The 20,048-nt window shown below is 62.1% G+C and carries 24 protein-coding genes and 1 tRNA gene; 14 read left to right on the plus strand and 11 right to left on the minus strand.

Going from position 1 to position 20,048, the window contains the following annotated elements; all coding sequences use genetic code 11:
- Positions 1 to 271: 271 nt before the first annotated feature.
- On the plus strand, positions 272 to 469 hold the full coding sequence (locus tag PC358_RS00750) for a hypothetical protein (RefSeq protein ID WP_033696829.1): 198 nt from the start codon (positions 272 to 274) through the stop codon (positions 467 to 469).
- A gap of 1 nt (position 470) precedes the next feature.
- On the opposite strand, the gene PC358_RS00755 is transcribed toward PC358_RS00750, so the two are convergent.
- Both PC358_RS00755 and PC358_RS00760 read right to left on the minus strand, forming a co-directional pair.
- Positions 471 to 884 carry a DoxX family protein gene (locus tag PC358_RS00755; protein ID WP_033696831.1) on the minus strand — a complete coding sequence of 138 codons (414 nt, stop codon included), beginning with the start codon at positions 882 to 884 and terminating at the stop codon, positions 471 to 473.
- Between the two features lie 103 nt (positions 885 to 987).
- A tRNA-Leu gene (locus tag PC358_RS00760) sits at positions 988 to 1,072 on the minus strand.
- A 213-nt stretch (positions 1,073 to 1,285) separates the two neighbouring features.
- Here PC358_RS00760 and PC358_RS00765 point away from each other — a divergent pair.
- From PC358_RS00765 to PC358_RS00780, 4 genes are all read left to right on the plus strand, one after another.
- On the plus strand, positions 1,286 to 1,570 hold the full coding sequence (locus tag PC358_RS00765; RefSeq protein ID WP_033696833.1) for a hypothetical protein: 285 nt from the start codon (positions 1,286 to 1,288) through the stop codon (positions 1,568 to 1,570).
- Positions 1,571 to 1,653: 83 nt separating this feature from the next.
- The gene (locus PC358_RS00770) at positions 1,654 to 2,814 is read left to right on the plus strand and encodes a two-component system sensor histidine kinase NtrB (protein ID WP_033696834.1); all 1,161 of its coding nucleotides are present in this window, start codon (positions 1,654 to 1,656) and stop codon (positions 2,812 to 2,814) included.
- Between the two features lie 5 nt (positions 2,815 to 2,819).
- On the plus strand, positions 2,820 to 4,265 hold the full coding sequence (locus PC358_RS00775; protein WP_033696835.1) for an ATPase domain-containing protein: 1,446 nt from the start codon (positions 2,820 to 2,822) through the stop codon (positions 4,263 to 4,265).
- An 11-nt stretch (positions 4,266 to 4,276) separates the two neighbouring features.
- Positions 4,277 to 4,639, plus strand: a complete 363-nt coding sequence (locus tag PC358_RS00780) for a response regulator (protein ID WP_033696837.1) — start codon at positions 4,277 to 4,279, stop codon at positions 4,637 to 4,639.
- Between the two features lie 45 nt (positions 4,640 to 4,684).
- Here PC358_RS00780 and csrA read toward each other — a convergent pair whose 3' ends face one another.
- The 8 genes from csrA to PC358_RS00815 form a co-directional block, all read right to left on the minus strand.
- The gene (gene csrA / locus PC358_RS00785) at positions 4,685 to 4,882 is read right to left on the minus strand and encodes a carbon storage regulator CsrA (protein WP_004375914.1); all 198 of its coding nucleotides are present in this window, start codon (positions 4,880 to 4,882) and stop codon (positions 4,685 to 4,687) included.
- 253 nt (positions 4,883 to 5,135) lie between these two features.
- Positions 5,136 to 6,158, minus strand: a complete 1,023-nt coding sequence (locus tag PC358_RS00790) for a DNA topoisomerase IB (RefSeq protein ID WP_033696839.1) — start codon at positions 6,156 to 6,158, stop codon at positions 5,136 to 5,138.
- Between the two features lie 57 nt (positions 6,159 to 6,215).
- A complete protein-coding gene (modC, locus tag PC358_RS00795; protein ID WP_033696840.1) occupies positions 6,216 to 7,307 on the minus strand; it encodes a molybdenum ABC transporter ATP-binding protein in 1,092 nt (363 codons plus the stop codon).
- 1 nt (position 7,308) lies between these two features.
- Entirely contained in the window at positions 7,309 to 7,989 is a 681-nt protein-coding gene (modB, locus tag PC358_RS00800; protein ID WP_033696842.1) for a molybdate ABC transporter permease subunit, read from the minus strand.
- On the minus strand, positions 7,989 to 8,747 hold the full coding sequence (gene modA / locus PC358_RS00805; RefSeq protein ID WP_033696843.1) for a molybdate ABC transporter substrate-binding protein: 759 nt from the start codon (positions 8,745 to 8,747) through the stop codon (positions 7,989 to 7,991). Before modA ends, modB begins: the two co-directional genes overlap by 1 nt.
- A 107-nt stretch (positions 8,748 to 8,854) precedes the next feature.
- Positions 8,855 to 9,931, minus strand: coding sequence for an NAD(P)H-dependent flavin oxidoreductase (locus tag PC358_RS00810; RefSeq protein WP_033696844.1), 1,077 nt, complete (start codon positions 9,929 to 9,931; stop codon positions 8,855 to 8,857).
- 51 nt (positions 9,932 to 9,982) lie between these two features.
- Positions 9,983 to 10,153, minus strand: a complete 171-nt coding sequence (locus tag PC358_RS27870; protein ID WP_077068364.1) for a hypothetical protein — start codon at positions 10,151 to 10,153, stop codon at positions 9,983 to 9,985.
- 7 nt (positions 10,154 to 10,160) lie between these two features.
- Complete coding sequence (locus PC358_RS00815; RefSeq protein ID WP_033696846.1) at positions 10,161 to 10,463, minus strand: DUF1883 domain-containing protein; 303 nt, start codon at positions 10,461 to 10,463, stop codon at positions 10,161 to 10,163.
- A gap of 161 nt (positions 10,464 to 10,624) precedes the next feature.
- Here PC358_RS00815 and PC358_RS00820 point away from each other — a divergent pair, with 161 nt between their 5' ends.
- The 9 genes from PC358_RS00820 (at position 10,625) to PC358_RS00860 (ending at position 19,359) form a co-directional block, all read left to right on the plus strand.
- Positions 10,625 to 10,984, plus strand: a complete 360-nt coding sequence (locus tag PC358_RS00820; RefSeq protein WP_033696847.1) for a hypothetical protein — start codon at positions 10,625 to 10,627, stop codon at positions 10,982 to 10,984.
- 144 nt (positions 10,985 to 11,128) lie between these two features.
- Entirely contained in the window at positions 11,129 to 11,779 is a 651-nt protein-coding gene (locus PC358_RS00825) for a c-type cytochrome (protein ID WP_033696848.1), read from the plus strand.
- Entirely contained in the window at positions 11,776 to 12,690 is a 915-nt protein-coding gene (locus PC358_RS00830) for a c-type cytochrome (RefSeq protein ID WP_033696850.1), read from the plus strand. Before PC358_RS00825 ends, PC358_RS00830 begins: the two co-directional genes overlap by 4 nt.
- Before the next feature lie 102 nt (positions 12,691 to 12,792).
- Positions 12,793 to 14,154 carry a UDP-glucose dehydrogenase family protein gene (locus PC358_RS00835; protein WP_033696851.1) on the plus strand — a complete coding sequence of 454 codons (1,362 nt, stop codon included), beginning with the start codon at positions 12,793 to 12,795 and terminating at the stop codon, positions 14,152 to 14,154.
- Between the two features lie 48 nt (positions 14,155 to 14,202).
- Complete coding sequence (gene galU, locus PC358_RS00840; RefSeq protein ID WP_033696852.1) at positions 14,203 to 15,042, plus strand: UTP--glucose-1-phosphate uridylyltransferase GalU; 840 nt, start codon at positions 14,203 to 14,205, stop codon at positions 15,040 to 15,042.
- Positions 15,043 to 15,139: 97 nt separating this feature from the next.
- The gene (gorA, locus tag PC358_RS00845) at positions 15,140 to 16,495 is read left to right on the plus strand and encodes a glutathione-disulfide reductase (protein ID WP_033696853.1); all 1,356 of its coding nucleotides are present in this window, start codon (positions 15,140 to 15,142) and stop codon (positions 16,493 to 16,495) included.
- A 288-nt stretch (positions 16,496 to 16,783) separates the two neighbouring features.
- Positions 16,784 to 17,347, plus strand: a complete 564-nt coding sequence (ahpC, locus tag PC358_RS00850) for an alkyl hydroperoxide reductase subunit C (protein WP_033696855.1) — start codon at positions 16,784 to 16,786, stop codon at positions 17,345 to 17,347.
- A 203-nt stretch (positions 17,348 to 17,550) separates the two neighbouring features.
- Positions 17,551 to 19,113 (plus strand): alkyl hydroperoxide reductase subunit F, encoded by a 1,563-nt coding sequence (gene ahpF, locus PC358_RS00855; RefSeq protein ID WP_033696856.1) that lies wholly within the window; start codon positions 17,551 to 17,553, stop codon positions 19,111 to 19,113.
- Between the two features lie 57 nt (positions 19,114 to 19,170).
- Complete coding sequence (locus tag PC358_RS00860) at positions 19,171 to 19,359, plus strand: hypothetical protein (protein ID WP_033696858.1); 189 nt, start codon at positions 19,171 to 19,173, stop codon at positions 19,357 to 19,359.
- 4 nt (positions 19,360 to 19,363) lie between these two features.
- Here the strand turns inward: PC358_RS00860 and PC358_RS00865 are convergent, their stop codons facing one another.
- The gene (locus tag PC358_RS00865; protein ID WP_033696859.1) at positions 19,364 to 20,011 is read right to left on the minus strand and encodes a YceH family protein; all 648 of its coding nucleotides are present in this window, start codon (positions 20,009 to 20,011) and stop codon (positions 19,364 to 19,366) included.
- Positions 20,012 to 20,048: the final 37 nt, after the last annotated feature.

The following is a 20,048-nucleotide window of genomic DNA, read 5'->3' on the forward strand; positions in this document are numbered from 1 at the left end:
GAGCAAGGCCAGTGTGCCAAGCAGGTTGTCGATAATATGTGAAGAGGGTGTCATACGGCTGTCGTTTGCTACGGGTATTCAAGCCAGGTGTTTCCCCGTCTTCAACAAACCCCCGCGCAAAAAAAAGCCCGCCATTAAATGGCGGGCAAGGAACGCTTGAAGGGAGAGCCTGCAGACTGCCCGCGCCCGGTTAACCCAGCATTAAGCGGCCATCCATTGACCTTGCCCACTGTTCAGCCTATATAGGCCTCCCGCCAATCCAGGAGCCAGCATGCGCGACGAAGACGACCTGCACGAACCCGAGCATGACCACCTGCTCGACCACGAATTCCTCTACGACGACATCGAGCACGAAGCAGATGCCCAAGGCGCGCTAGACGAAGTCGAAGAAGATGAGGAAACGCTGGATGATCTCGATGACGAGGACCGTGATCACCCAGCCTGGCACGACGACTGCGAAGACGATTGAGTCAACGGCGGTCCAGCGAGAAACGCCCGGGGCCGCTCACTGCCAGCAACAGCAAGCCGCCAATGATGCTCAAGTTTTTCAGGAACTGAGTCATGTTGGCGCTGCGTTCGGGGTCGACCATGTTCCAGAACGGGTGGCCGATCAGCGCGGTGCCCAGCACGAACAGTGCGAATAGAAACGCCAGTGGGCGGGTATAGAACCCCAGAATCAGCACGATGGCGACAAAGAACTCCATCACCACTGCAACTGCTGCGGCAAGCATTGGCGCAGGCGCGCCTAGTGATGTCATGTAGCTGACCGTACCTTCAAAACCAGTCAGTTTGGCCCAGCCGGATACAACAAACAGAATCATCAACAGTATGCGGGCAATCAGGATGATGACGTCGCGTTGACCATCGAACAGGGAGTAGCGCATGGCGGCGTTCCAGTGGACGGGGACAAACTCCACTCTAGCAGTTGCGCCGGGAATTTCCGCAGGACGAAAAAAGGCGCCACAAGGGCGCCTTTTCGAAGGAATTTGGTGCGAGTGGCGGGACTCGAACCCGCAAGGCTCACGCCGACAGATTTTAAGTCTGCTGTGTATACCAATTCCACCACACTCGCACTTGAATGGGTCTGAGCGACCGGCATGCTTCTAAGTCAATGCTTTTAAGTAGAAGAGCCTTGCATTCAAGCGCGCTTTATAACCCATTGTTATAGTTGAGTCAACCGCAGCACCTATGATCAAGGGTGTGAAGGGTGCTCGAATGGGTGATTGACACCTTGCTGTCATTACGCCACTGTTGCCCCTCATTTGGATCCAATGGCTATGAAACGATGACTCGGGCCAGTCCGTCCGATGCTAGTGGTCGTGTGATGCGCCCGCGGTTTATATGGCGTCTGTTGTTCGCCCGGGTGACACTGTTGCGGGCGTTTCTCTATGTGAGCCTCATCAGCCTCGGCGGTTATTTGCTGATGCTAGGGTTTGACGCCGAGCACCCGCAATCCCAACGCATGATGGCTTTGGCGGGCGGCGGCGGCATTCTGCTGCTGGGCCTGTGGCTGCTCAAGGTGGCGCTGCCGCGTCGAGTGAGCCCTGTACTGGTCGACCGTGACCGCTGACAAACAGTTGCCACAGGGCGGATGCAGGGTGACACTGCTGGTTAGGCCTATTTTCTACCTCCCGCTGTGCCTGTGGAGTTTGCATGGTTTCAGCTGACTGCCTCGATCACCCCGTCATTCCCGCTCACCGCTATGAACAACTGGTTCAGTCGGTGGTGGACTACGCCATCTACATGCTCGACCCGGATGGGCGCGTGGTTTCCTGGAACGCTGGCGCCGAACGGATCAAGGGCTACCGCGCAGATGAAGTGATCGGCCGGCATTTCTCGTTGTTCTTCACCCCTCAGGATTGTGCCGAAGGGCGCCCCGAACGCCTGCTTCGCCAAGCGCTGGAGCAGGGGGTGGCGCAGGATGAGGGGTGGCGCGTGCGCAAGGACGGCTCGCAATTCTGGGCGATGGCCGCGCTGGACGTGATCCGTGACGATCTCGGGCAGATCGTCGGCCTGGCCAAGGTTACCCGGGATATCACTGACCGGCGCGATTCTGCGCTGCAGCTCGATGCTGTGCGTGCCCAGCTGTTCCAGGCGCAGAAGCTCGAAGCCCTTGGTCAACTGACCGGTGGGCTGGCGCATGATTTCAACAACATGCTGACCATCATCCTGAGCTCGGCACGGCTGGCCATGAACGCTCAGGACCCGGCGCGTATCCAACGTATGCTGCAACACATTGTCGACGCCGGGCAGCGGGGTACCGAACTGACCCAGCAACTGCTCAGTTTTGCCCGACACCGCAAACTCGATGTCAGCCGCGTCGCGCCCTTGGAACTGATCGCCGCCACCCGTGGGCTGCTGGAACATTCGCTGCCCAGTGACATCGACCTGGAGCATCACCTGCCGTCAACTTTGCCATCAATAGAAGTGGATGCAGGGCAGTTGCAGATGGTGCTGCTGAACCTGTTGTTCAATGCCCGCGATGCTATCCCGGGCAGTGGCCAAATCCGTATGGCGGCCGAGGTTGTCGAGCTTGTCGGTGAGGTGGAGGGGTTGCATGGCAGCTTCGTGTGCTTCGAGGTGCAGGACAGCGGAAGCGGGATCGCCCCTGACGTGCTGCCACGCATTTTCGAGCCGTTCTTCACCACCAAGGCATTCGGCAAGGGCACCGGCCTGGGCCTCAGCCAGGTCTATGGCTTCGCCAAGCAGAGCAATGGCGCCATCAGCGTCGACAGCGTGCTCGGCAAGGGCACCTGCATGCGTCTTTATTTACCCACGTCTGACCCACAAGCAGATCGCCAACTCGACAGGTAGAAACCATGGCACAGGCACTCAAGCGGCTGGTGACGGGGATCGAAGGGCTCGATGCGCTGCTCAGGGGTGGGCTGGTGGCGGGGGCGTCGTACATCATTCAAGGCCCACCCGGCGCGGGTAAAACCATTCTCGCCAATCAGTTGGCCTGTCACCACGTGCAGACTGGCGGCAGGGTGCTGGTGGCGACGTTGCTCAGTGAATCCCACGAGCGGCTGTTCCAGTACCTGGGTACCCTTGAATTTTTCGACCCGAGCCTGGTTGGCGACCAGATCCAGTTCGTCAGTGCCTTCGACGCCCTCGAGCAGGAAGGGCTCGATGCCGTGGTCAAGTTGCTGCGCCAGGAGATCGGGCGCCAGCAGGCCAGCCTACTCATCGTGGACGGTGTGCTCAATGCCCGCGTGCGTGCGCAGACGCACCTGGACACGAAAAAATTCGTCTCGGAACTGCAAGGCCACGCAGCTTTTGCCGGCTGCACCGTGTTGCTGTTGACCAGTGCACGGCTGGACGAAGGCAGCCCGGAACACACGATGGTCGATGGGGTGATCGAGCTGGGCGAGCAACTGGTCGGCAGCCGTGCCGTACGCCACATTCAGTTGCGCAAGACGCGTGGCAGCGCAGCCTTGTCGGGCCGTCACGAATGCCTGATCGACGAAGCGGGCATGCATGTGTTTCCGCGGCTGGAGTCGCTGCTCGGTCACCTCAGTCAGAAGGGCAACGCCACGCTGAGCCGGGTCTCTTCAGGCATCCTGAGCCTGGATGAAATGTGCGGTGGCGGGCTGGCCGCTGGCTCGGTCAGCCTGTTGATGGGGCCTTCCGGTATCGGCAAGACGTCCCTGGGCCTGGCATTTCTGGGCGCATGTACCGCGCGGGCGCCAGGGGTGCACTTCGGTTTCTACGAAACGCCCGAACGCTTGCGCCTCAAAGCGGCGTCGCTGGGCTACGATTTTGCCGCACTTGAGCGCGAAGGTGCCCTGCAGTTGTGCTGGCAGCCCACCACGGAGGGTTTGCTGGACCAGGTTGGCGCGCGCTTGCTTGAACGTGTCGAGGCGCAAGGCAGCAAGCGTGTGGTGATCGACAGCCTGGGTGCCTTCAGCCGTCTGGCGATCGACCCGACGCGGCTCAACGCGTTTTTCCGCGCCTTGACTGCTGAGCTGCGAGCACGTGAAGTCAGTGTGCTGTTGACCTGGGAAATGCGTGACATCTTCGGTTCGGAAATCACTGCGCCGACAGCGGACCTGTCGAGCATCGTCGACAACCTGATGCTGATGCGCTTCGTCGAGCTGCAGTCGCAGCTGCGGCGCATGCTGTCGATCCTCAAGGTGCGTGACAGCCACCATGACCCTGCGTTGCACGAGCTGCTGCTCGGCCCCCAGGGCATCACCTTGCGCAAGGCCTTCGAGGGCGCCAGCGGCGTGCTCTCTGGGGCCCCTGTGCCGCAGGGGAGCGGGTGACGGGCCCTCTGATGAACACCATTCTGATCGTCGATGACGAATACCTGATCGCCGACATCCTCGGCTTCGCCCTTGAGGATGAAGGTTATCTGGTGGAGAAGGCGAGCAATGGCCTCAAGGCCCTGGAAGCGCTCAAGGAAAAACGCGTCGAGCTGGTGATCACCGACTACATGATGCCCCTGCTCAATGGCGAAGAGCTGGTGCGCTCGATGCGCGATGAGCTGCACCTGAGCGACCTGCCGGTCATCTTGATGAGCGGCGGCCAGGTTAGCCAGGCCAACCACGGGTGCCCTGAACTGTTCGCCGCGGTATTCGACAAACCCTTCGATATGGACAGGATGATCGCCAAGGTGCGCGAACTGGTGGGCACCTGAGGCACCGTCGATCAAGCGCGTCCGTGCGTCTTGAGGCGGGGTCGCTCAGTGCGAGTCGTCGTGTTTTTCCGGGGCCGGGCTGCCAGCCTGGATACGCTTGAAGATCTCTTCGCGGTGCACCTGGACATCTTTCGGTGCGTCGATACCAATCCTCACCTGCATCCCTTTGACGCCCAGAATGGTGACTTTGATGTCATCGTTGATGACGATGCTTTCGCCAACCTTACGGGTGAGTATCAGCATGTAGTTCTCCTTGGTAATGTTGAAATCCGTCGGGCTATTTGCCGCGGCGGTGGGAGCCAGTCCCTCTTCCTTCTCATTAAAGACGCTTTCGGCGGATAGGAATTCCCCGACAGACAAATTCTGTTGCGTGTCTTCAGTTGCAGGCGCCGATAGTTACCGCAAGCGGATTGTCGGCGAAGGTGCTCGGTGGCAAGAATAGGGGGGTTCAGCCCGTATTGGAAATTTCTCTGCATCATGGCCTAAATAGACAGTGTCAATGATCGTACTGTTCCTCTAGTGCCTGAAGAAATAACAGCAACGCGACTTCCTCCGGGTCCAGGCCCTTGCGGTTACGCTTGCGCGGCAAACTGGCCAGCCGCCCGAGGGCAAAGTGTTCCAGCACCGCCGGGTGGATGTAGCAGCGTCGGCACACCGCCGGGGTGTTGCCCAGGCGTGTGGCTACCTGTTTGACGATGGCTGCGACCTGGCGCTTCGCTTCGCTTTCCGGCTCCCATGCCAGCGGCCTGAGCAGATCCAGCGCCAGGCTGCTGCCGGCCCAGGTGCGGTAGTCCTTGGCAGTGAAATCGGCGCCAGTGAGTTCCTGCAAAAACTGGTTGATCTCGCTGGAGCCGACGCTGCGGCGTTGGCCGTCTTCGTCCAGGTACTGGAACAGCGCCTGGCCCGGCAGCTCCATGCAACGCTTGAGCAGGTTTGCCAGGCGCCGGTCATGCAAGGTGACGTCGTGCTCGACGCCGCGCTTGCCGCGGAACTGGAAGCGGATGGTGCCGCCTTGCACCTTGACGTGGCGGTTGCGCAGCGTGGTCAGCCCGTATGACTGGTTGTCGCGCAGGTAACGCTGGTTGCCGATGCGGATCAGGGTGTGGTCCAGCAGGCTCACCACCAGTGCCATGACCTTTTCCCGGTCCAGGCCCGGGCGGGCCAGGTGCGTTTCCAGTTGCAGGCGCAGTTTCGGCAGTGCCTGAGCAAAGGCCAGCATGCGCCCGTATTTGTGCTGGTCACGCAGTTCGCGCCATTGCTCATGGTAGCGGTACTGCTTGCGGCCACGGGCGTCGCGGCCAGTGGCTTGCAGGTGACCCTGCGGGTCGGCGCAGATCCACACTTCGCTGTACGCCGGCGGAATCACCAGCGCGGCGATGCGCGCGAGGGTGTCGGCGTCGCGCACCCGTTGGCCCTCGGCGTCAAAGTAGATGAAGCGGTCGCGCCAGCGCCGCCGGCTCAGGCCCGGTTGGCTGTCGTCAACGTAATGCAAGGTGCGGGGCAGGGGGCAGTCGAGCATTGGCGGCAGGCCTCGATCAGGTCACTGATCAATGGACAACGGCCGCGTGGTGGTTGCTCAGCCCAACAATGCCACCGACTTGATCTGGGCAAACAGTGCCTGGCCCGGGTGCAGGCCCAACTGGTCTGCCGAATAGCGAGTGATACGCGCCAGCAAGGCATTGCCGCCGGCATCCAGGCTGACCAGGACATGGGCCGGGTTGTCTGCCGGGCGGCTTTCACGCACCCGCACCGGCAACCGATTGAGGATGCTCGAGGCGCTGTCTGCGGCCAGGGCCAGGCTTACATCGCGGGCCTGAACCTTGACCCGCAGGGTACTGCCCATGACATGCGCAGGGTGGGCGATGCGCAAGAGTGGCGCGCTACTGCCGGGCAGGCGTAGGTCGAGCAAATCGTAATGAGGGTCATGACCGACCACCAGGCCTTCGAACACCACCCCGGCGTCCTCGCCCTGGGCCAATGAAAGGTCGAGGCGCGCCAGCGTTTCGCCGATCGGGCCGCTGGCCACGGCCTGGCCTTGCTCCAGCAACACCAGGTGGTCTGCCAGCCGCGCCACTTCGTCCTGGGCGTGGCTGACATACACCAGCGGGATCTCCAGCTCGTCATGCAGGCGCTCCAGGTACGGCAGGATCTCGCGCTTGCGCGGCCCGTCGAGGGCCGCCAGTGGCTCGTCCATCAGCAACAGCCGTGGGCTGCTGAGCAGCGCACGGGCAATGCCGACGCGCTGGGCCTCGCCGCCGGACAAGGTGGCCGGGCGGCGTGCCAGCAGGTGGCCGATGCCCAACAGTTGGCAGGCCTGATCAAGGCTGACCTTGCGCTCGCCCGGCGCAATTCGCCGCCAGCCGAACTCCAGGTTGCTGCGTACCGACAGGTGCGGGAACAGGCTGGCTTCCTGGAATACGTAGCCCACCGGTCGCAGATGCGGCGCCTGGAAATAGCCGCTCGCGCTGTCTTCCCAAACCTCGCCGTTGATCTCGATATACGCGCTGGCAGCCCGCTCCAGCCCCGCCAGGCAGCGCAGGCATGACGTCTTGCCCGAGCCGGAGTGGCCGAACAGCGCGCTGATACCGCGCCCTGGCAGCAGCAGGTCGACATCCAGGGTAAAGTCGTCGCGCGCCAACTCCAGGCGCGCCACAATCGATCCAGTCATTTCAGCTCCAGCCAGCCTTGCCGCGGCGCCCAGCGTATAGCAATAGCAGCACCAGGAACGAGAACACCAGCATGGCACCGGCCAGCCAGTGGGCTTGCGAATATTCCATGGCCTCGACGTGATCGAAGATCTGTACCGAGACCACGCGGGTCTTGTCGGGGATGTTGCCGCCAATCATCAGCACCACGCCAAACTCGCCCACGGTATGGGCGAAACCCAGGATGCTCGCGGTGACGAAGCCGGGGCGGGCCAGCGGCAGTACCACATGAACGAAGGTGTCCCAGGGGCTGGCGCGCAGGGTGGCTGCAACTTCCAGTGGCCGTTGGCCGATAGCGCCAAAGGCATTTTGCAGCGGCTGCACCACGAACGGCATGGAATAGATCACCGAGCCGATCACCAACCCCGTGAAGCTGAACACCACGCTACCCAGGCCTAGCGCCTGGGTAGCCTGGCCGAGCCAACCGTGCGGGCCGAGGGCGATCAGCAGGTAAAAGCCGATCACCGTCGGTGGCAGCACCAGCGGCAACGCCACCACGGCGCCCACCGGCCCGCGTAACCACGAACGCGTGCGTGCCAGCCACCAGGCGATGGGCGTACCGAGGACCAGCAGAATCAGGGTGGTCAAGCTGGCTAGTTTGACGGTCAGCCAGATTGCCCCCAGGTCACTGGCGTCCAGTGGCATCAGATTTCATAACCGTAGGACTTGATCACCGCTGCGGCTTTCGGGCCCTTCAGGTACTCGACCAGCGCCTTGGCGGCGGCATTGTCTTTGCCCTTGTTGAGGATCACGGCGTCCTGGCGGATGGGGTCGTGCAGCGCGGACGGCACGATCCAGGCCGAGCCGCTGGTTACCTTGCCGTCCTTGTAGATCTGCGACAGGGCAACGAAGCCCAGCTCGGCATTGCCGGTGGATACGAACTGGAAGGCCTGGGTGATGTTCTGGCCTTCGACGATCTTGCCCTTGGTGGCCTCGGTCAGGTTCAGTTTGTCCAGCACCTGCGTCGCGGCCAGGCCGTAAGGGGCGGCTTTAGGGTTGGCGATGGACAGGTGCTTGTAGGCGTTCTTTTTCAGCACTTCGCCCTTGGCGTCCACGTAACCTTCCTTCGCCGACCAGAGGGCCAGGGTGCCGATGGCGTAGGTGAAACGCGAACCGGGTACGATTTCGTTTTCTTGCTCGAGCTTGGCTGGGGTGCTGTCATCGGCGGCGAGGAACACTTCGAACGGCGCACCGTTCTTGATTTGTGCGTAGAACTGCCCGGTGGCACCGTAGGCTGCAACCAGCTTGTGGCCGGTGTCTTTCTCGAAGTCCTTGGCGATGGCCTGGATCGGTGCTGTGAAGTTAGCTGCGACCGCGACCTGAACCTCGTCGGCCCAGGCAGTGTTGAGGCAGATCAGGCTGGCCAGGGCAGTGGCAGCCAGGTGCAGTGGGCGGATTCGCATGAAGACAGCTCCTTGGGATTATCGTTATAGCGTTAACTATATAGCGATACGCCATTGGCCGGGAAGGGCCTGAGGGCAACTGTGTTATAGGCGTTCGCCAACCGGGTTCAGCGCCCGATTTGTTGCAGGGCCTTGTCGGCGATATCCTGGGTCAGCTCACCTGCCGGCAAGTGCCTGCCCAGGCGCAGCGCCTGGCCTGACCAGAGGTTGCTGAAGTCGCTGTTGCCCTGGGGGGCGGTGATTGCGCGCAGCGGCATCAGCGCGCCACCCGCCAGCGGAAAGCGCGGTGCCAGCTCGCTCATCGGACCCAGCTCGCGCATGACGCGATTGATGATGCCCCGCGCTGGGCGGCCGGTGAACAGATTGGTCAGTGCGGTTTCGCTGGCCGGCGCGGTGTCCAGAGCGTGGCGGTGAGCGGTAGAAACCTTGGCCTCAGGGCAGAACAGGTAGGCCGTGCCGATCTGCACGGCCGACGCGCCGAGGGCCAGGGCCGCGACCAGGCCGCGGTGGTCGCCGATGCCGCCGGCTGCAATCACCGGCACCTCGACCGCATCGGCAATCTGCGGCACCAGGGCGAAAGTGCCAATCTGGCTGGTGATTTCTTCGCTGAGGAACATGCCGCGATGGCCGCCGGCTTCATAGCCCATGGCGATGATCGCGTCGCAGCCGTGGCGCTCCAGCCACACCGCTTCTGCCACCGTGGTGGCGCTGGACAGCACCTTGGCGCCGGTTGCCTTGACCCTCTGCAGCAACTGCGGCGCGGGCAGGCCGAAATGGAAACTCACCACTTCAGGGCGCAGTCGCTCGACCAGTTGGCAGCTTTGCTCATCGAAAGGCGCACGGTTGGAGACCGGGGTAGGGGCCTCGAAGTCGGCACCCAATTCGCTGTAGTAAGGCTTCAGTGCCTGCTTCCAGCGCGCATCGCGCTCGGCATCGGGCAGCGGTGGCTGGTGGCAGAAGAAGTTCAGGTTCAGCGGGCGCCCAGGGCAGGCGGCGCGAAATGCTTCGATCTCTTCAGCGATCTGCGCGGCGGTGAGCATGGCGCAGGGCAGCGCACCGAGGCCGCCCGCAGCGCCCACGGCAATGGCCATGGCCGAGCCGGTCGCACCGGCCATCGGCGCCTGGAGAATGGGCAGCTCGATGCCCAGCAGATCGAGGATGCGACGGTCAGGCCACTGGCTCATGCGATTCTCCTTGCGGGGCAGCGTGATCGGTACGGCAGTGCACGTGGGCGTTTACAGGGCCTTGCTGACCTGGATGTCGCTGATCTTCACGGCATCGTCGCCGTGGATCTTTTGCAGCGCTTGCAGGGCCTGCTCCACGGAAGCCTCGGGCATGAACGCGAATTCAAAGCGGCGCTCGCCGTCGAGTTTGTATTTGATGACGTACTTGATGGTCTGGGTCATGGCGGTCTTATCTGAGTTTCGACGACGAGCGACGGATGATCTTGATCTTGTGGGTCAAGGTCGGTTTGCGCGTTACCGAGATCGGGCGAGTGGTCACGGTATCGAGGGTGATGTTCCAGAAACCGGTACTTGGCACGGTGATCTTTGCCGGGAACTGGTCAAAAGCACCCCCGTGGTAGGTGTGCCGGCCGCCATTTTTGAAACTGCGGAAGTTGGCGTCGTTCATCAGGCGGATGTTGCAGCGCTGGGAGCACTCGATGACGACGATATCGTCTTCGTTCAGGTGCTCGCGCTGGTGTACGAATTTCATGTGATGCTCCGCAAGGTTTGGATCTGCAAAGGCGAAAGATACCACGATGTAGCGTTACACTGCCGCGCCTGTTGGCCAGGCGTAGATAAATCTGCCAAAGCAGGGAGCAAAACAGCCCGGCGGTGGTCGAACGGGATTCTTGAAAGGCAGAGGTGCTGCAAATGAAATGGATGGTAGCGGCGTTGTCCCTGACGCTGGGTGGCTGTGTCAGCGTTTCGGAGCTTGAACAATCGCGCGAAACAATGGATGTGATCTCTGGCAAGACGCCGCGTGAATACGCAGATTGCATCAAGCAGAAGCTGGCCGATACCCGTGATCCGTTGGTCGAGGAGCCGCGAGGCGACGGCCTGCGCCTGATCGTGCCGCAGAAGCTGACGTCCGGGGCCGGGCCTGCGGCGCTGGTCGATATCGACAAGCGTGGCAGCGGCAGCAGCATCAAACTGCGTGAGCGGTTGAACAACTTCCCGCTGCGCCTGGGCGACGTGCGCACGGCGACGACGCAGTGCATTTCTGGCCATTGATCTGGCGCAATTGATTCGCGGTTAAAAAGCCAATAACCCTCGCTTGGCGAGTCTGGCGTTGTTGCGATTTGCCTTACGGGGCTAGTATCCATTTGCTTATGTTTTTTAAGCCTAAGCTTATAACAAAAGAAATGGAGATTCGTGATGACACCGTTGAGTCGAGTCGTGATCGGCAGCTTGCTGATCCTGGCCTGGCCCACGGCGCATGCCGCCGATGGCCAGAAAATATTCACCCAGGGCGGGGCGAACCCCGCCGCCATGGCCTGCCTAGGTTGCCATGGGCCAGACGGCAAGGGCATTGCCGCCGCTGGGTTCCCCCGTTTGGCCGGGTTACCCGCCGGCTACCTGAGCAAACAGTTGCACGACTGGCGTGATGGCACGCGCAAGCAGCCGGTGATGGAACCGCTCGCCAAGGCTTTGAGCGAAGACGAGATCAAGGCGGTCAGCGCGTACCTGGCCAGCCTACCGGCCGAGCCAGCGGCTGACCTGCGCCGCCAGCAGATTGCCGATGACCCCACCACGCGCATGGCCCTGTACGGTGATTGGGGGCGACAGATACCCGGTTGTGTGCAATGCCACGGCCCTGGTGGCAGTGGTGTAGGTGAGCATTTTCCGCCCTTGGCAGGCCAGCCTGCGGCTTACTTGATGGCGCAGCTCAATGCCTGGCGCGACGGCAGCCGCAGCAATGACCCCAACCAACTGATGGTCGGCGTGGCCAAGGCCATGACCGATGACGAGGTCAAGGCCATTGCCGAGTTCTTCGCCCGCCCCGCCCGCCAGGAGGTCACGCCATGAAGCCCTTGATTCCCGCCGCGCTGCTGTTGGCCATGGGCAGTGCCCAGGCGGCCCCGATCGCCATGGAAGACCAGTCGCAGTTGAAGGTGCCAGGCGTGCAGGCCGCGCCGCAGTTCGTGCCGCCCGCCGAAAGCGAGTTGCCGGACAATGCCTTTGGCAAGATGGTCCGCGAGGGCCATGCCTTGTTTGTCGATACCCGACGCAAGATGCCGGAAGCCGTGGGTAACGGTTTGAACTGCAGCAACTGCCACCTCGACCAGGGGCGGCTGGCACACTCCGCGCCGATGTGGGGCGCGTACCCGATGTACCCGGCCTATCGCAAGAAAAACGACAAGGTCAACACCTATGCCGAGCGCATCCAGGGGTGTTTCCAGTTCAGCATGAACGGCAAGCCACCGGCGGCAGACAGCCCGCAGATGACGGCGCTGTCGGTGTATGCCTACTGGTTGTCGACCAAGGCACCCACAGGCGTCGAGATCGCGGGTCGCGGCTATCCGGACGTGGCGCAACCCCAGGGTGGCTACGACTTCAAGCGCGGCCAGCAGGTTTACCGTGAGCAATGTGCGATTTGCCATGGTGACAACGGCGAAGGGCAGAAGGTGGCCGGTGAGTACGTGATGCCGCCGCTGTGGGGCAAGGACTCCTACAACTGGGGGGCCGGTATGCACCGGATCAACACGGCAGCGTCCTTCATCAAGTACAACATGCCACTGGGCAAACCGGGCAGCTTGAGCGATCAACAGGCCTGGGATGTGGCGGCGTGGATCAACCGCCACGAACGGCCGCAGGACCCGCGCTTGGTGGAGGGGTCTGTGGAGAAGACGCGGCTGAAGTTTCATGCCAATGACGGGGTGAACCTGTATGGCCAGCAAGTCGAGGGGGTGTTGATCGGGCAGGGAACGGGTAGCTGACGGGTTTGCTGCGCCGGCCGCCTTCTTTTGTCATCTGCCCGTCACCGCCCTGCAACCACCTTCGGGTTGCAATGACCGCCATCATCCTCAAGGAGCGCGGCCATGGAACTCTGTGTGATCGGGGCGGGGTATGTCGGCTTGGTAACGGCGGCCTGTTTTGCCGAAATGGGCAACCGGGTGACCTGCCTGGAACGTGATCCGCAGCGCTTGATGCAGTTGCGCCAGGGCCAGAGCCCGATCCACGAGCCAGGCCTGCCGGCACTCTTGCATAGCGGCATGCAGGCGGGCCGCCTGCTGTTCAGCGATGATTGGCAGCAGGCGCTGGCCAGTGCCGAGGTGGTGTTTATCGCCGTGGGCACGCCCAGCCAGGAGGACGGTTCGGCCGATCTGCAGCATGTGCTGGGCGTTGCCGACAGCCTGGGGCGCCACCTGACACGCCCAGGCCTGGTGGTGAACAAGTCGACAGTACCGGTAGGTACTGCAGAGCGGGTGGCCCGGCACATTGCAGTCGGTTTGCGCGCGCGTGGCGCAGGCTTTGCTGTCGAGGTGGCGAGCAACCCCGAGTTTCTCAAGGAGGGCAGCGCCATCGATGACTTCATGCGCCCCGACCGCATCATTATCGGCAGCGACAGTGCGGCGGCCGGCCAGTGCCTGCAGCGGCTGTATGCACCCTTTGTGCGTAACTGCGAACGCATTCTGTTGATGGCGCCCCGCGCCGCCGAGTTCAGCAAATACGCCGCCAACGCCTTTCTGGCCACCAAGATTTCCTTCATCAATGAGCTGGCGGGGCTTTGCGCACAGCTGGATGTGGACATCGAGCAGGTGCGCCGGGGCATCGGCAGTGATCGGCGCATCGGCAGCCATTTTATCTATGCCGGGTGTGGCTACGGCGGTTCGTGCTTCCCCAAGGATGTCCGGGCCCTGCTTCGCACTGCCGAGCAGCAGGGCTACCAGGCCGCGATTTTGCAGGCGGTGCAGGCACGCAACGACGAACAGAAGACCTTGCTGTTCAAGGCGCTGCACCAGCACTTTGGCGGCTTCATGCGTGGGCGTAGCGTCGCGCTCTGGGGGCTGGCCTTCAAACCGGGCACTGACGACCTTCGCGAGGCGCCCAGTCTGGTGCTGATCGATGCGTTGCTTGCGGCGGGGGCCCGGGTACAGGCCTGCGACCCGGTGGCACTTGGCGGCATGCAGGGGCGTTATCCGCAGGCCGTGGCCAGCGGTCAGTTGCGCCTGAGCGAAGACCCTTACGCCTGTGTCGAGGGCGCAGACGCCCTGGTGCTGGTGACCGAATGGAAGCAGTTTCGGCAGCCGGATTTCGTGCGTGTGCGGGGGCTTATGCGTATGCCAGTGCTATTTGATGGGCGCAATATTTACGATCCCTTGGAACTATCTACACTGGGTTATCTCTATCATGGCATCGGTCGGCCTCAGGCGGGGCATTGTAAGGTGACTGCCGCCTGATTAGACTGCGCCGAATTCCACAGGCCTAGCCTTTGTTTAAGGACGTATATGATCAAGAAATGCTTGTTCCCGGCCGCCGGTTACGGCACCCGCTTCCTGCCCGCTACCAAAGCCATGCCCAAGGAAATGCTGCCGGTGGTCAACAAGCCACTGATCCAGTATGGCGTTGAAGAAGCGCTGGATGCCGGCCTGAACGAGATCTCCATTGTGACCGGCCGTGGCAAGCGTGCCCTGGAAGACCACTTCGACATCAGCTACGAGCTGGAAAACCAGATCAAGGGCACCGACAAGGAAAAGTACCTGGTCGGTATCCGTCGTCTGCTCAACGAGTGCTCCTTCTCCTACACCCGTCAGACCGAGATGAAGGGCCTGGGCCACGCGATCCTCACCGGCCGCCCGCTTATCGGTGACGAACCGTTCGCGGTGGTGCTGGCTGACGACCTGTGCGTCAACCCGGAAGGTGACGGCGTACTGACCCAGATGGTCAAACTGTTCAAGCAGTACCGCTGCTCGATCGTCGCCATCCAGGAAGTCGACCCGCAGGAAACCAACAAGTACGGTGTGATCGCCGGTGAGATGATCCGCGACGACATCTACCGTGTCACCAACATGGTCGAAAAGCCTGCACCGGAAGACGCGCCTTCGAACCTGGCGATCATCGGCCGCTACATCCTGACCCCGGACATCTTCGATATCATCGCCAATACCGAGCCGGGCAAAGGCGGCGAAATCCAGATCACTGACGCCCTGCTGCAGCAGGCCAAAGATGGCTGCGTGATTGCCTACAAGTTCAAGGGCAAGCGTTTCGACTGCGGTGGCGCCGAAGGCTACATCGACGCGACCAACTTCTGCTTCGAGAACTACTACAAGACTGGCAAGGCTTACTGATAAGCCCCGCTGGTCTGCAAGCCACCCCTCGGGGTGGCTTTTTTGTTTGCGGCGGCCAACGGCGGTATGCTGGGCGCCAGCCTAGGAGACTGAATAAATGGCCTACGATTTTGATCTGTTCGTGATTGGTGCCGGGTCCGGCGGTGTGCGCGCAGCGCGTTTTGCCGCGGGCTTCGGCGCGAAGGTGGCGGTAGCCGAAAGCCGCTACCTGGGCGGTACCTGCGTCAACGTCGGCTGTGTGCCGAAAAAACTGCTGGTGTATGGCGCGCATGTCGCAGACGAGCTGGAGCAGGCCGCAGGCTTCGGCTGGACCCTGGAAGAAGGGCATTTCGACTGGGGCACCCTGATTGCCAACAAAAACCGGGAGATCGAGCGCCTCAACGGTATCTACCGCAACCTGCTGGTCAACAGCGGGGTGACCCTGTTGCAGGGCCATGCACGCCTGACTGGCGCCAACGAGGTGGAAGTCGACGGCCAGCGCTATACCGCCGAGCACATCCTCATCGCCACCGGCGGCTGGCCGCAGGTGCCGGACATCCCTGGCAAGGAACTGGCCATCACTTCCAACGAAGCGTTCTACCTCAAGGCGTTGCCGCGCCGCGTGTTGGTGGTGGGCGGTGGCTACATCGCCGTCGAGTTTGCCGGCATCTTCCAGGGGCTGGGGGCCGATACCAGTTTGCTGTACCGGGGCGATCTGTTCCTGCGCGGGTTTGATGGTTCGGTGCGCACGCACTTGAAGGAAGAGCTGGAAAAACGCGGCCTCGATCTGCAGTTCAACGCGGATATCCAGCGCATCGACCAGCTGGACGACGGCAGCCTCAAGGCCACCCTCAAGGATGGCCGCGAGCTGGTTGCCGACTGTGTGTTCTACGCCACTGGGCGGCGTCCGATGCTCGACAATTTGGGCCTGGAGAACACGGGCGTCGAGCTGGATGCACGGGGCTACATTCGCGTCGATGAGCAGTACCAGACCACCGCGCCGTCGATTCTGGCCATTGGCGATGTGATCGGTCGCGTGCAGCTCACCCCAGTGGCGCTGGCCGAAGGCATGGCCGTTGCGCGGCGCTTGTTCAAGCCCGAGCAGTACCGCCCGGTGGACTACCAGAACATCCCCACTGCGGTGTTCAGCCAGCCGCCGATCGGTACCGTTGGCCTCACCGAGGAACAGGCGCTGGAGGCCGGCCATAAGGTGCAGATCTTCGAGAGCCGTTTCCGGGCCATGAAGCTGACCTTGACCGACATCCAGGAAAAGACCCTGATGAAGCTGGTGGTCGATGCCGAGACCGACAAGGTGCTGGGCTGCCACATGGTCGGGCCGGATGCCGGCGATATCGTGCAGGGCCTGGGGATTGCGCTGAAGGCGGGCGCGACCAAGCAGCAGTTTGACGAGACCATCGGCGTGCACCCGACCGCGGCTGAAGAATTCGTGACGATGCGCACCGTTACCCGCTAAAAGCACCTCTGGCCTTTGTAGGAGCGGCCTTGCGTCGCGATGGGCGGCGAAGCGGCCCCAGGATCTGTGTTTCGACGCCGAAATCCTGGGGCCGCTTCGCCGCCCATCGCGACGCAAGGCCGCTCCTACACAAAGCAACCGCCGCTCAGCGCTATCTCTTCTATTAATAAACCCTGGTTATAGCCAAAACCAATCGTCAGCATCAGGTTTGCCAATGAGCCTTTCTGGCGACCAGCGGTTAGGATTCTCTCCGTCAACTGATTTCAACCCCATGAAGGAGCGTCTCTCATGCCTATCATCAACAGCCAGGTCAAACCGTTCAACGCCACCGCCTTCCACAACGGCGAATTCGTTCAGGTAAGCGAAGCCGACCTGAAAGGCAAGTGGTCTGTCGTGTTCTTCTACCCGGCCGACTTCACCTTCGTTTGCCCGACCGAGCTGGGTGACCTTGCTGACAACTACGCAGAGTTCCAGAAGCTCGGCGTGGAAATCTACGGCGTGTCCACCGACACCCACTTCACCCACAAAGCCTGGCACGACACTTCGGAAACCATCGGCAAGATCAAGTACCCGCTGATCGGTGACCCGACCCACGTCATCTCGCGCAACTTCGACGTGCTGATCGAAGAAGCCGGCCTGGCCGATCGCGGTACCTTCGTGATTAACCCGGAAGGCCAGATCAAGATCGTCGAAATCAACGACGGTGGTGTAGGCCGTGATGCCAGCGAACTGCTGCGCAAGGTCAAGGCTGCCCAGTACGTCGCTGCCCACCCAGGCGAAGTCTGCCCGGCCAAGTGGAAAGAAGGCGAGGCTACCCTGGCGCCATCCCTGGACCTGGTCGGCAAGATCTAATCGTCGTCCAATAAGTGCCTGCGCGACGATCATGCTGCGTTGAAACTGATCGCCGCTCGGCACTTCACGAACGAATAGACGTTATGCGCCAGTCGAGGGCGGTAAGCAGCCGCCAAAGCTGAAGTACTTACCGCCCCGCCAAACGCCCGGGCGCTGTTGCCTGGGCGTTTTTGTATCTGAAGATTGAAAAAGGAATCGCCCGTATGTTGGACGCCACGCTTAAATCGCAACTGAAAACCTACCTGGAGCGGGTCACCCAGCCGATCGAGATCGTTGCTTCCCTCGACGACGGCGCGAAATCCCGCGAATTGCACGACCTGCTGGTGGAAATCGCCGGCCTGTCGAACCTGATTACCCTGCGCGCGGACGGGACCGACGCTCGTCGTCCATCGTTCTCGCTCAATCGCCCTGGGGCTGACATCAGCCTGCGTTTCGCCGGCATCCCCATGGGCCATGAATTCACCTCCCTGGTGCTGGCGCTGCTGCAAGTCGGTGGCCACCCGTCCAAGGCCAGCGCCGAAGTGATCGAGCAGATCCAAGGGCTGCAAGGCGAATTCACCTTTGAAACCTACTTCTCGCTGTCGTGCCAGAACTGCCCGGACGTGGTCCAGGCGCTGAACCTGATGGCGGTGCTCAACCCCAACGTGCGCCACGTGGCCATTGACGGCGCGCTGTTCCAGGATGAAGTCGAATCGCGCAAAGTCATGGCGGTGCCGAGCATCTACCTGAACGGTGAAGTGTTCGGCCAGGGCCGCATGGGCCTGGAAGAGATTCTGGGCAAGATCGACACCAGTGCCGGCAGCCGCCAGGCCGAAAAGATCAACGCCAAGGACGCTTTCGATGTACTGATCGTCGGCGGTGGCCCGGCCGGCGCTGCGGCCGCGATCTATGCCGCGCGTAAAGGTATCCGTACCGGTGTTGCCGCCGAGCGTTTCGGCGGCCAGGTGCTCGACACCCTGGCCATCGAGAACTTTATCTCGGTGCAGGAAACCGAAGGGCCGAAACTGGCCACTGCGCTGGAAGAACACGTCAAGCAGTACGACGTCGACATCATGAACCTGCAGCGCGGTGAAGCGCTGATCCCGGCCACCGATGGCGGCCTGCACGAAGTGCGTCTGGCGGGCGGTGCGTCGCTCAAGGCCAAGACCGTGATCCTGGCCACCGGTGCACGCTGGCGCGAAATGAACGTGCCGGGCGAGCAGCAATACCGTGCCCGGGGCGTGGCTTACTGCCCGCACTGTGATGGCCCACTGTTCAAGGGCAAGCGTGTGGCGGTGATCGGCGGCGGCAACTCGGGCGTGGAAGCGGCCATCGATTTGGCGGGCATCGTCGCCCAGGTGACCCTGATCGAGTTCGACAGCCAGTTGCGTGCCGACGCCGTGTTGCAACGCAAGCTGCACAGCCTGCCGAACGTCAAGGTGATCACCCGCGCACTGACCACCGAAGTGGTCGGCGATGGTGAGAAGGTGACGGGGTTGCGCTACAAGGATCGCGCCAGCGATGAGCTGCATGACCTGGCGCTGGAAGGCATCTTCGTGCAGATCGGCCTGTTGCCCAATACCGACTGGCTCAAAGGCACCGTCGAACTGTCGCCGCGTGGCGAGATCATTGTCGATGCCAAGGGCGCGACCAACATCCCCGGCGTGTTTGCCGCGGGTGATGTGACCACCGTGCCGTACAAGCAGATCGTCATTGCCGTGGGTGAGGGCGCCAAGGCTTCGCTGGCGGCCTTCGATCACCTGATTCGGGCTTCGGCCCCGGCGTAAGTCAGCAGCAGCCTGAGGGTGTCTATCATTACCCCAGACACCCTCAGGAAGCTCACCATGACCCTGATCAGCCGCGAACCCTGGTGGCTAGTGCCATCCAAGCCCGGGCAGAAAGAGCAGGACCTGCACTGGGGCTTCCTCGAAATCTACGCCGACGGCCGCACCGTGTTCGTCGACCAGCGCCCCAGTGAGCGGGAGCTGGCTGAGCGCAAGAGCTGTCGCAATTTCCCCGACCCCGAGCACTAATGGCTCAGCCTTCGAGTTCGGCCAGGCGCGCCTCCAGCGCTGCAATCCGGGCTTCCAAGGCCTCCATGCGCTCTTCCGAAACACTGCCACCGCTGCTGCGGGCACCGCCTTCCTGTTGGCGTGCGGCCATGATCGCTTCGATTTCTGCCGGGTCGCCCAATGCATGGGTATAGCGGTCTTCGCGCTGGCCTGCCTGGCGCGGCAGGTGCAGGGCAAGGTCCCTTGAAATCAGGCGTTCCAGCTGGTGCTGGATCTGCTCGGTGTCATCGAATTCATGCAGGCGGTTGCTGCGGCTGAGCAACTCGTTGAGGGTTTGCGGGCCGCGCAAGAACATCAGGCCCATCAGCACCAGTTGCGCCGGCACCAATTCCAGGGCCTTGTCCACCCGCTGCTCCCAGCGGTCGGCGCGGCTGCCCATCTGCAAGCGGGTCATGCCTTGGCCTTCGAGCGCCCGCAGGGCCTGGCCGACCTGGCCTTGGGTGAGGTTCATCACCGGTTCCCGGCTGGTCTTCTGGTTGCAGGCCAGGACCAGGGCATTGAGGGTCAGTGGGTAGCTTTCCGGGCTGGTGGCCTGCTTTTCGATCAGCGAGCCGAGAATGCGGATCTCGGTGCTGTTGAAACGGCCTTCACCTACGGTTTCGTGTTCGGACATGGCCCTGTCTCATTGCGAGGAAAAGGCCACTAGCGTA

This window comes from Pseudomonas capeferrum, from assembly GCF_000731675.1.
Classification (GTDB): domain Bacteria; phylum Pseudomonadota; class Gammaproteobacteria; order Pseudomonadales; family Pseudomonadaceae; genus Aquipseudomonas; species Aquipseudomonas capeferrum.

What these genes read in the sequence shown, in the direction of transcription:
- PC358_RS00750 (WP_033696829.1), top strand. Translation starts at nt 272, where the DNA reads ATGCGCGACGAAGACGACCTGCACGAACCCGAGCATGACCACCTGCTC.
- PC358_RS00755 (WP_033696831.1), bottom strand. Translation starts at nt 884, where the DNA reads ATGCGCTACTCCCTGTTCGATGGTCAACGCGACGTCATCATCCTGATT.
- PC358_RS00765 (WP_033696833.1), top strand. Translation starts at nt 1,286, where the DNA reads ATGACTCGGGCCAGTCCGTCCGATGCTAGTGGTCGTGTGATGCGCCCG.
- PC358_RS00770 (WP_033696834.1), top strand. Translation starts at nt 1,654, where the DNA reads ATGGTTTCAGCTGACTGCCTCGATCACCCCGTCATTCCCGCTCACCGC.
- PC358_RS00775 (WP_033696835.1), top strand. Translation starts at nt 2,820, where the DNA reads ATGGCACAGGCACTCAAGCGGCTGGTGACGGGGATCGAAGGGCTCGAT.
- PC358_RS00780 (WP_033696837.1), top strand. Translation starts at nt 4,277, where the DNA reads ATGAACACCATTCTGATCGTCGATGACGAATACCTGATCGCCGACATC.
- csrA (WP_004375914.1), bottom strand. Translation starts at nt 4,882, where the DNA reads ATGCTGATACTCACCCGTAAGGTTGGCGAAAGCATCGTCATCAACGAT.
- PC358_RS00790 (WP_033696839.1), bottom strand. Translation starts at nt 6,158, where the DNA reads ATGCTCGACTGCCCCCTGCCCCGCACCTTGCATTACGTTGACGACAGC.
- modC (WP_033696840.1), bottom strand. Translation starts at nt 7,307, where the DNA reads ATGACTGGATCGATTGTGGCGCGCCTGGAGTTGGCGCGCGACGACTTT.
- modB (WP_033696842.1), bottom strand. Translation starts at nt 7,989, where the DNA reads ATGCCACTGGACGCCAGTGACCTGGGGGCAATCTGGCTGACCGTCAAA.
- modA (WP_033696843.1), bottom strand. Translation starts at nt 8,747, where the DNA reads ATGCGAATCCGCCCACTGCACCTGGCTGCCACTGCCCTGGCCAGCCTG.
- PC358_RS00810 (WP_033696844.1), bottom strand. Translation starts at nt 9,931, where the DNA reads ATGAGCCAGTGGCCTGACCGTCGCATCCTCGATCTGCTGGGCATCGAG.
- PC358_RS27870 (WP_077068364.1), bottom strand. Translation starts at nt 10,153, where the DNA reads ATGACCCAGACCATCAAGTACGTCATCAAATACAAACTCGACGGCGAG.
- PC358_RS00815 (WP_033696846.1), bottom strand. Translation starts at nt 10,463, where the DNA reads ATGAAATTCGTACACCAGCGCGAGCACCTGAACGAAGACGATATCGTC.
- PC358_RS00820 (WP_033696847.1), top strand. Translation starts at nt 10,625, where the DNA reads ATGAAATGGATGGTAGCGGCGTTGTCCCTGACGCTGGGTGGCTGTGTC.
- PC358_RS00825 (WP_033696848.1), top strand. Translation starts at nt 11,129, where the DNA reads ATGACACCGTTGAGTCGAGTCGTGATCGGCAGCTTGCTGATCCTGGCC.
- PC358_RS00830 (WP_033696850.1), top strand. Translation starts at nt 11,776, where the DNA reads ATGAAGCCCTTGATTCCCGCCGCGCTGCTGTTGGCCATGGGCAGTGCC.
- PC358_RS00835 (WP_033696851.1), top strand. Translation starts at nt 12,793, where the DNA reads ATGGAACTCTGTGTGATCGGGGCGGGGTATGTCGGCTTGGTAACGGCG.
- galU (WP_033696852.1), top strand. Translation starts at nt 14,203, where the DNA reads ATGATCAAGAAATGCTTGTTCCCGGCCGCCGGTTACGGCACCCGCTTC.
- gorA (WP_033696853.1), top strand. Translation starts at nt 15,140, where the DNA reads ATGGCCTACGATTTTGATCTGTTCGTGATTGGTGCCGGGTCCGGCGGT.
- ahpC (WP_033696855.1), top strand. Translation starts at nt 16,784, where the DNA reads ATGCCTATCATCAACAGCCAGGTCAAACCGTTCAACGCCACCGCCTTC.
- ahpF (WP_033696856.1), top strand. Translation starts at nt 17,551, where the DNA reads ATGTTGGACGCCACGCTTAAATCGCAACTGAAAACCTACCTGGAGCGG.
- PC358_RS00860 (WP_033696858.1), top strand. Translation starts at nt 19,171, where the DNA reads ATGACCCTGATCAGCCGCGAACCCTGGTGGCTAGTGCCATCCAAGCCC.
- PC358_RS00865 (WP_033696859.1), bottom strand. Translation starts at nt 20,011, where the DNA reads ATGTCCGAACACGAAACCGTAGGTGAAGGCCGTTTCAACAGCACCGAG.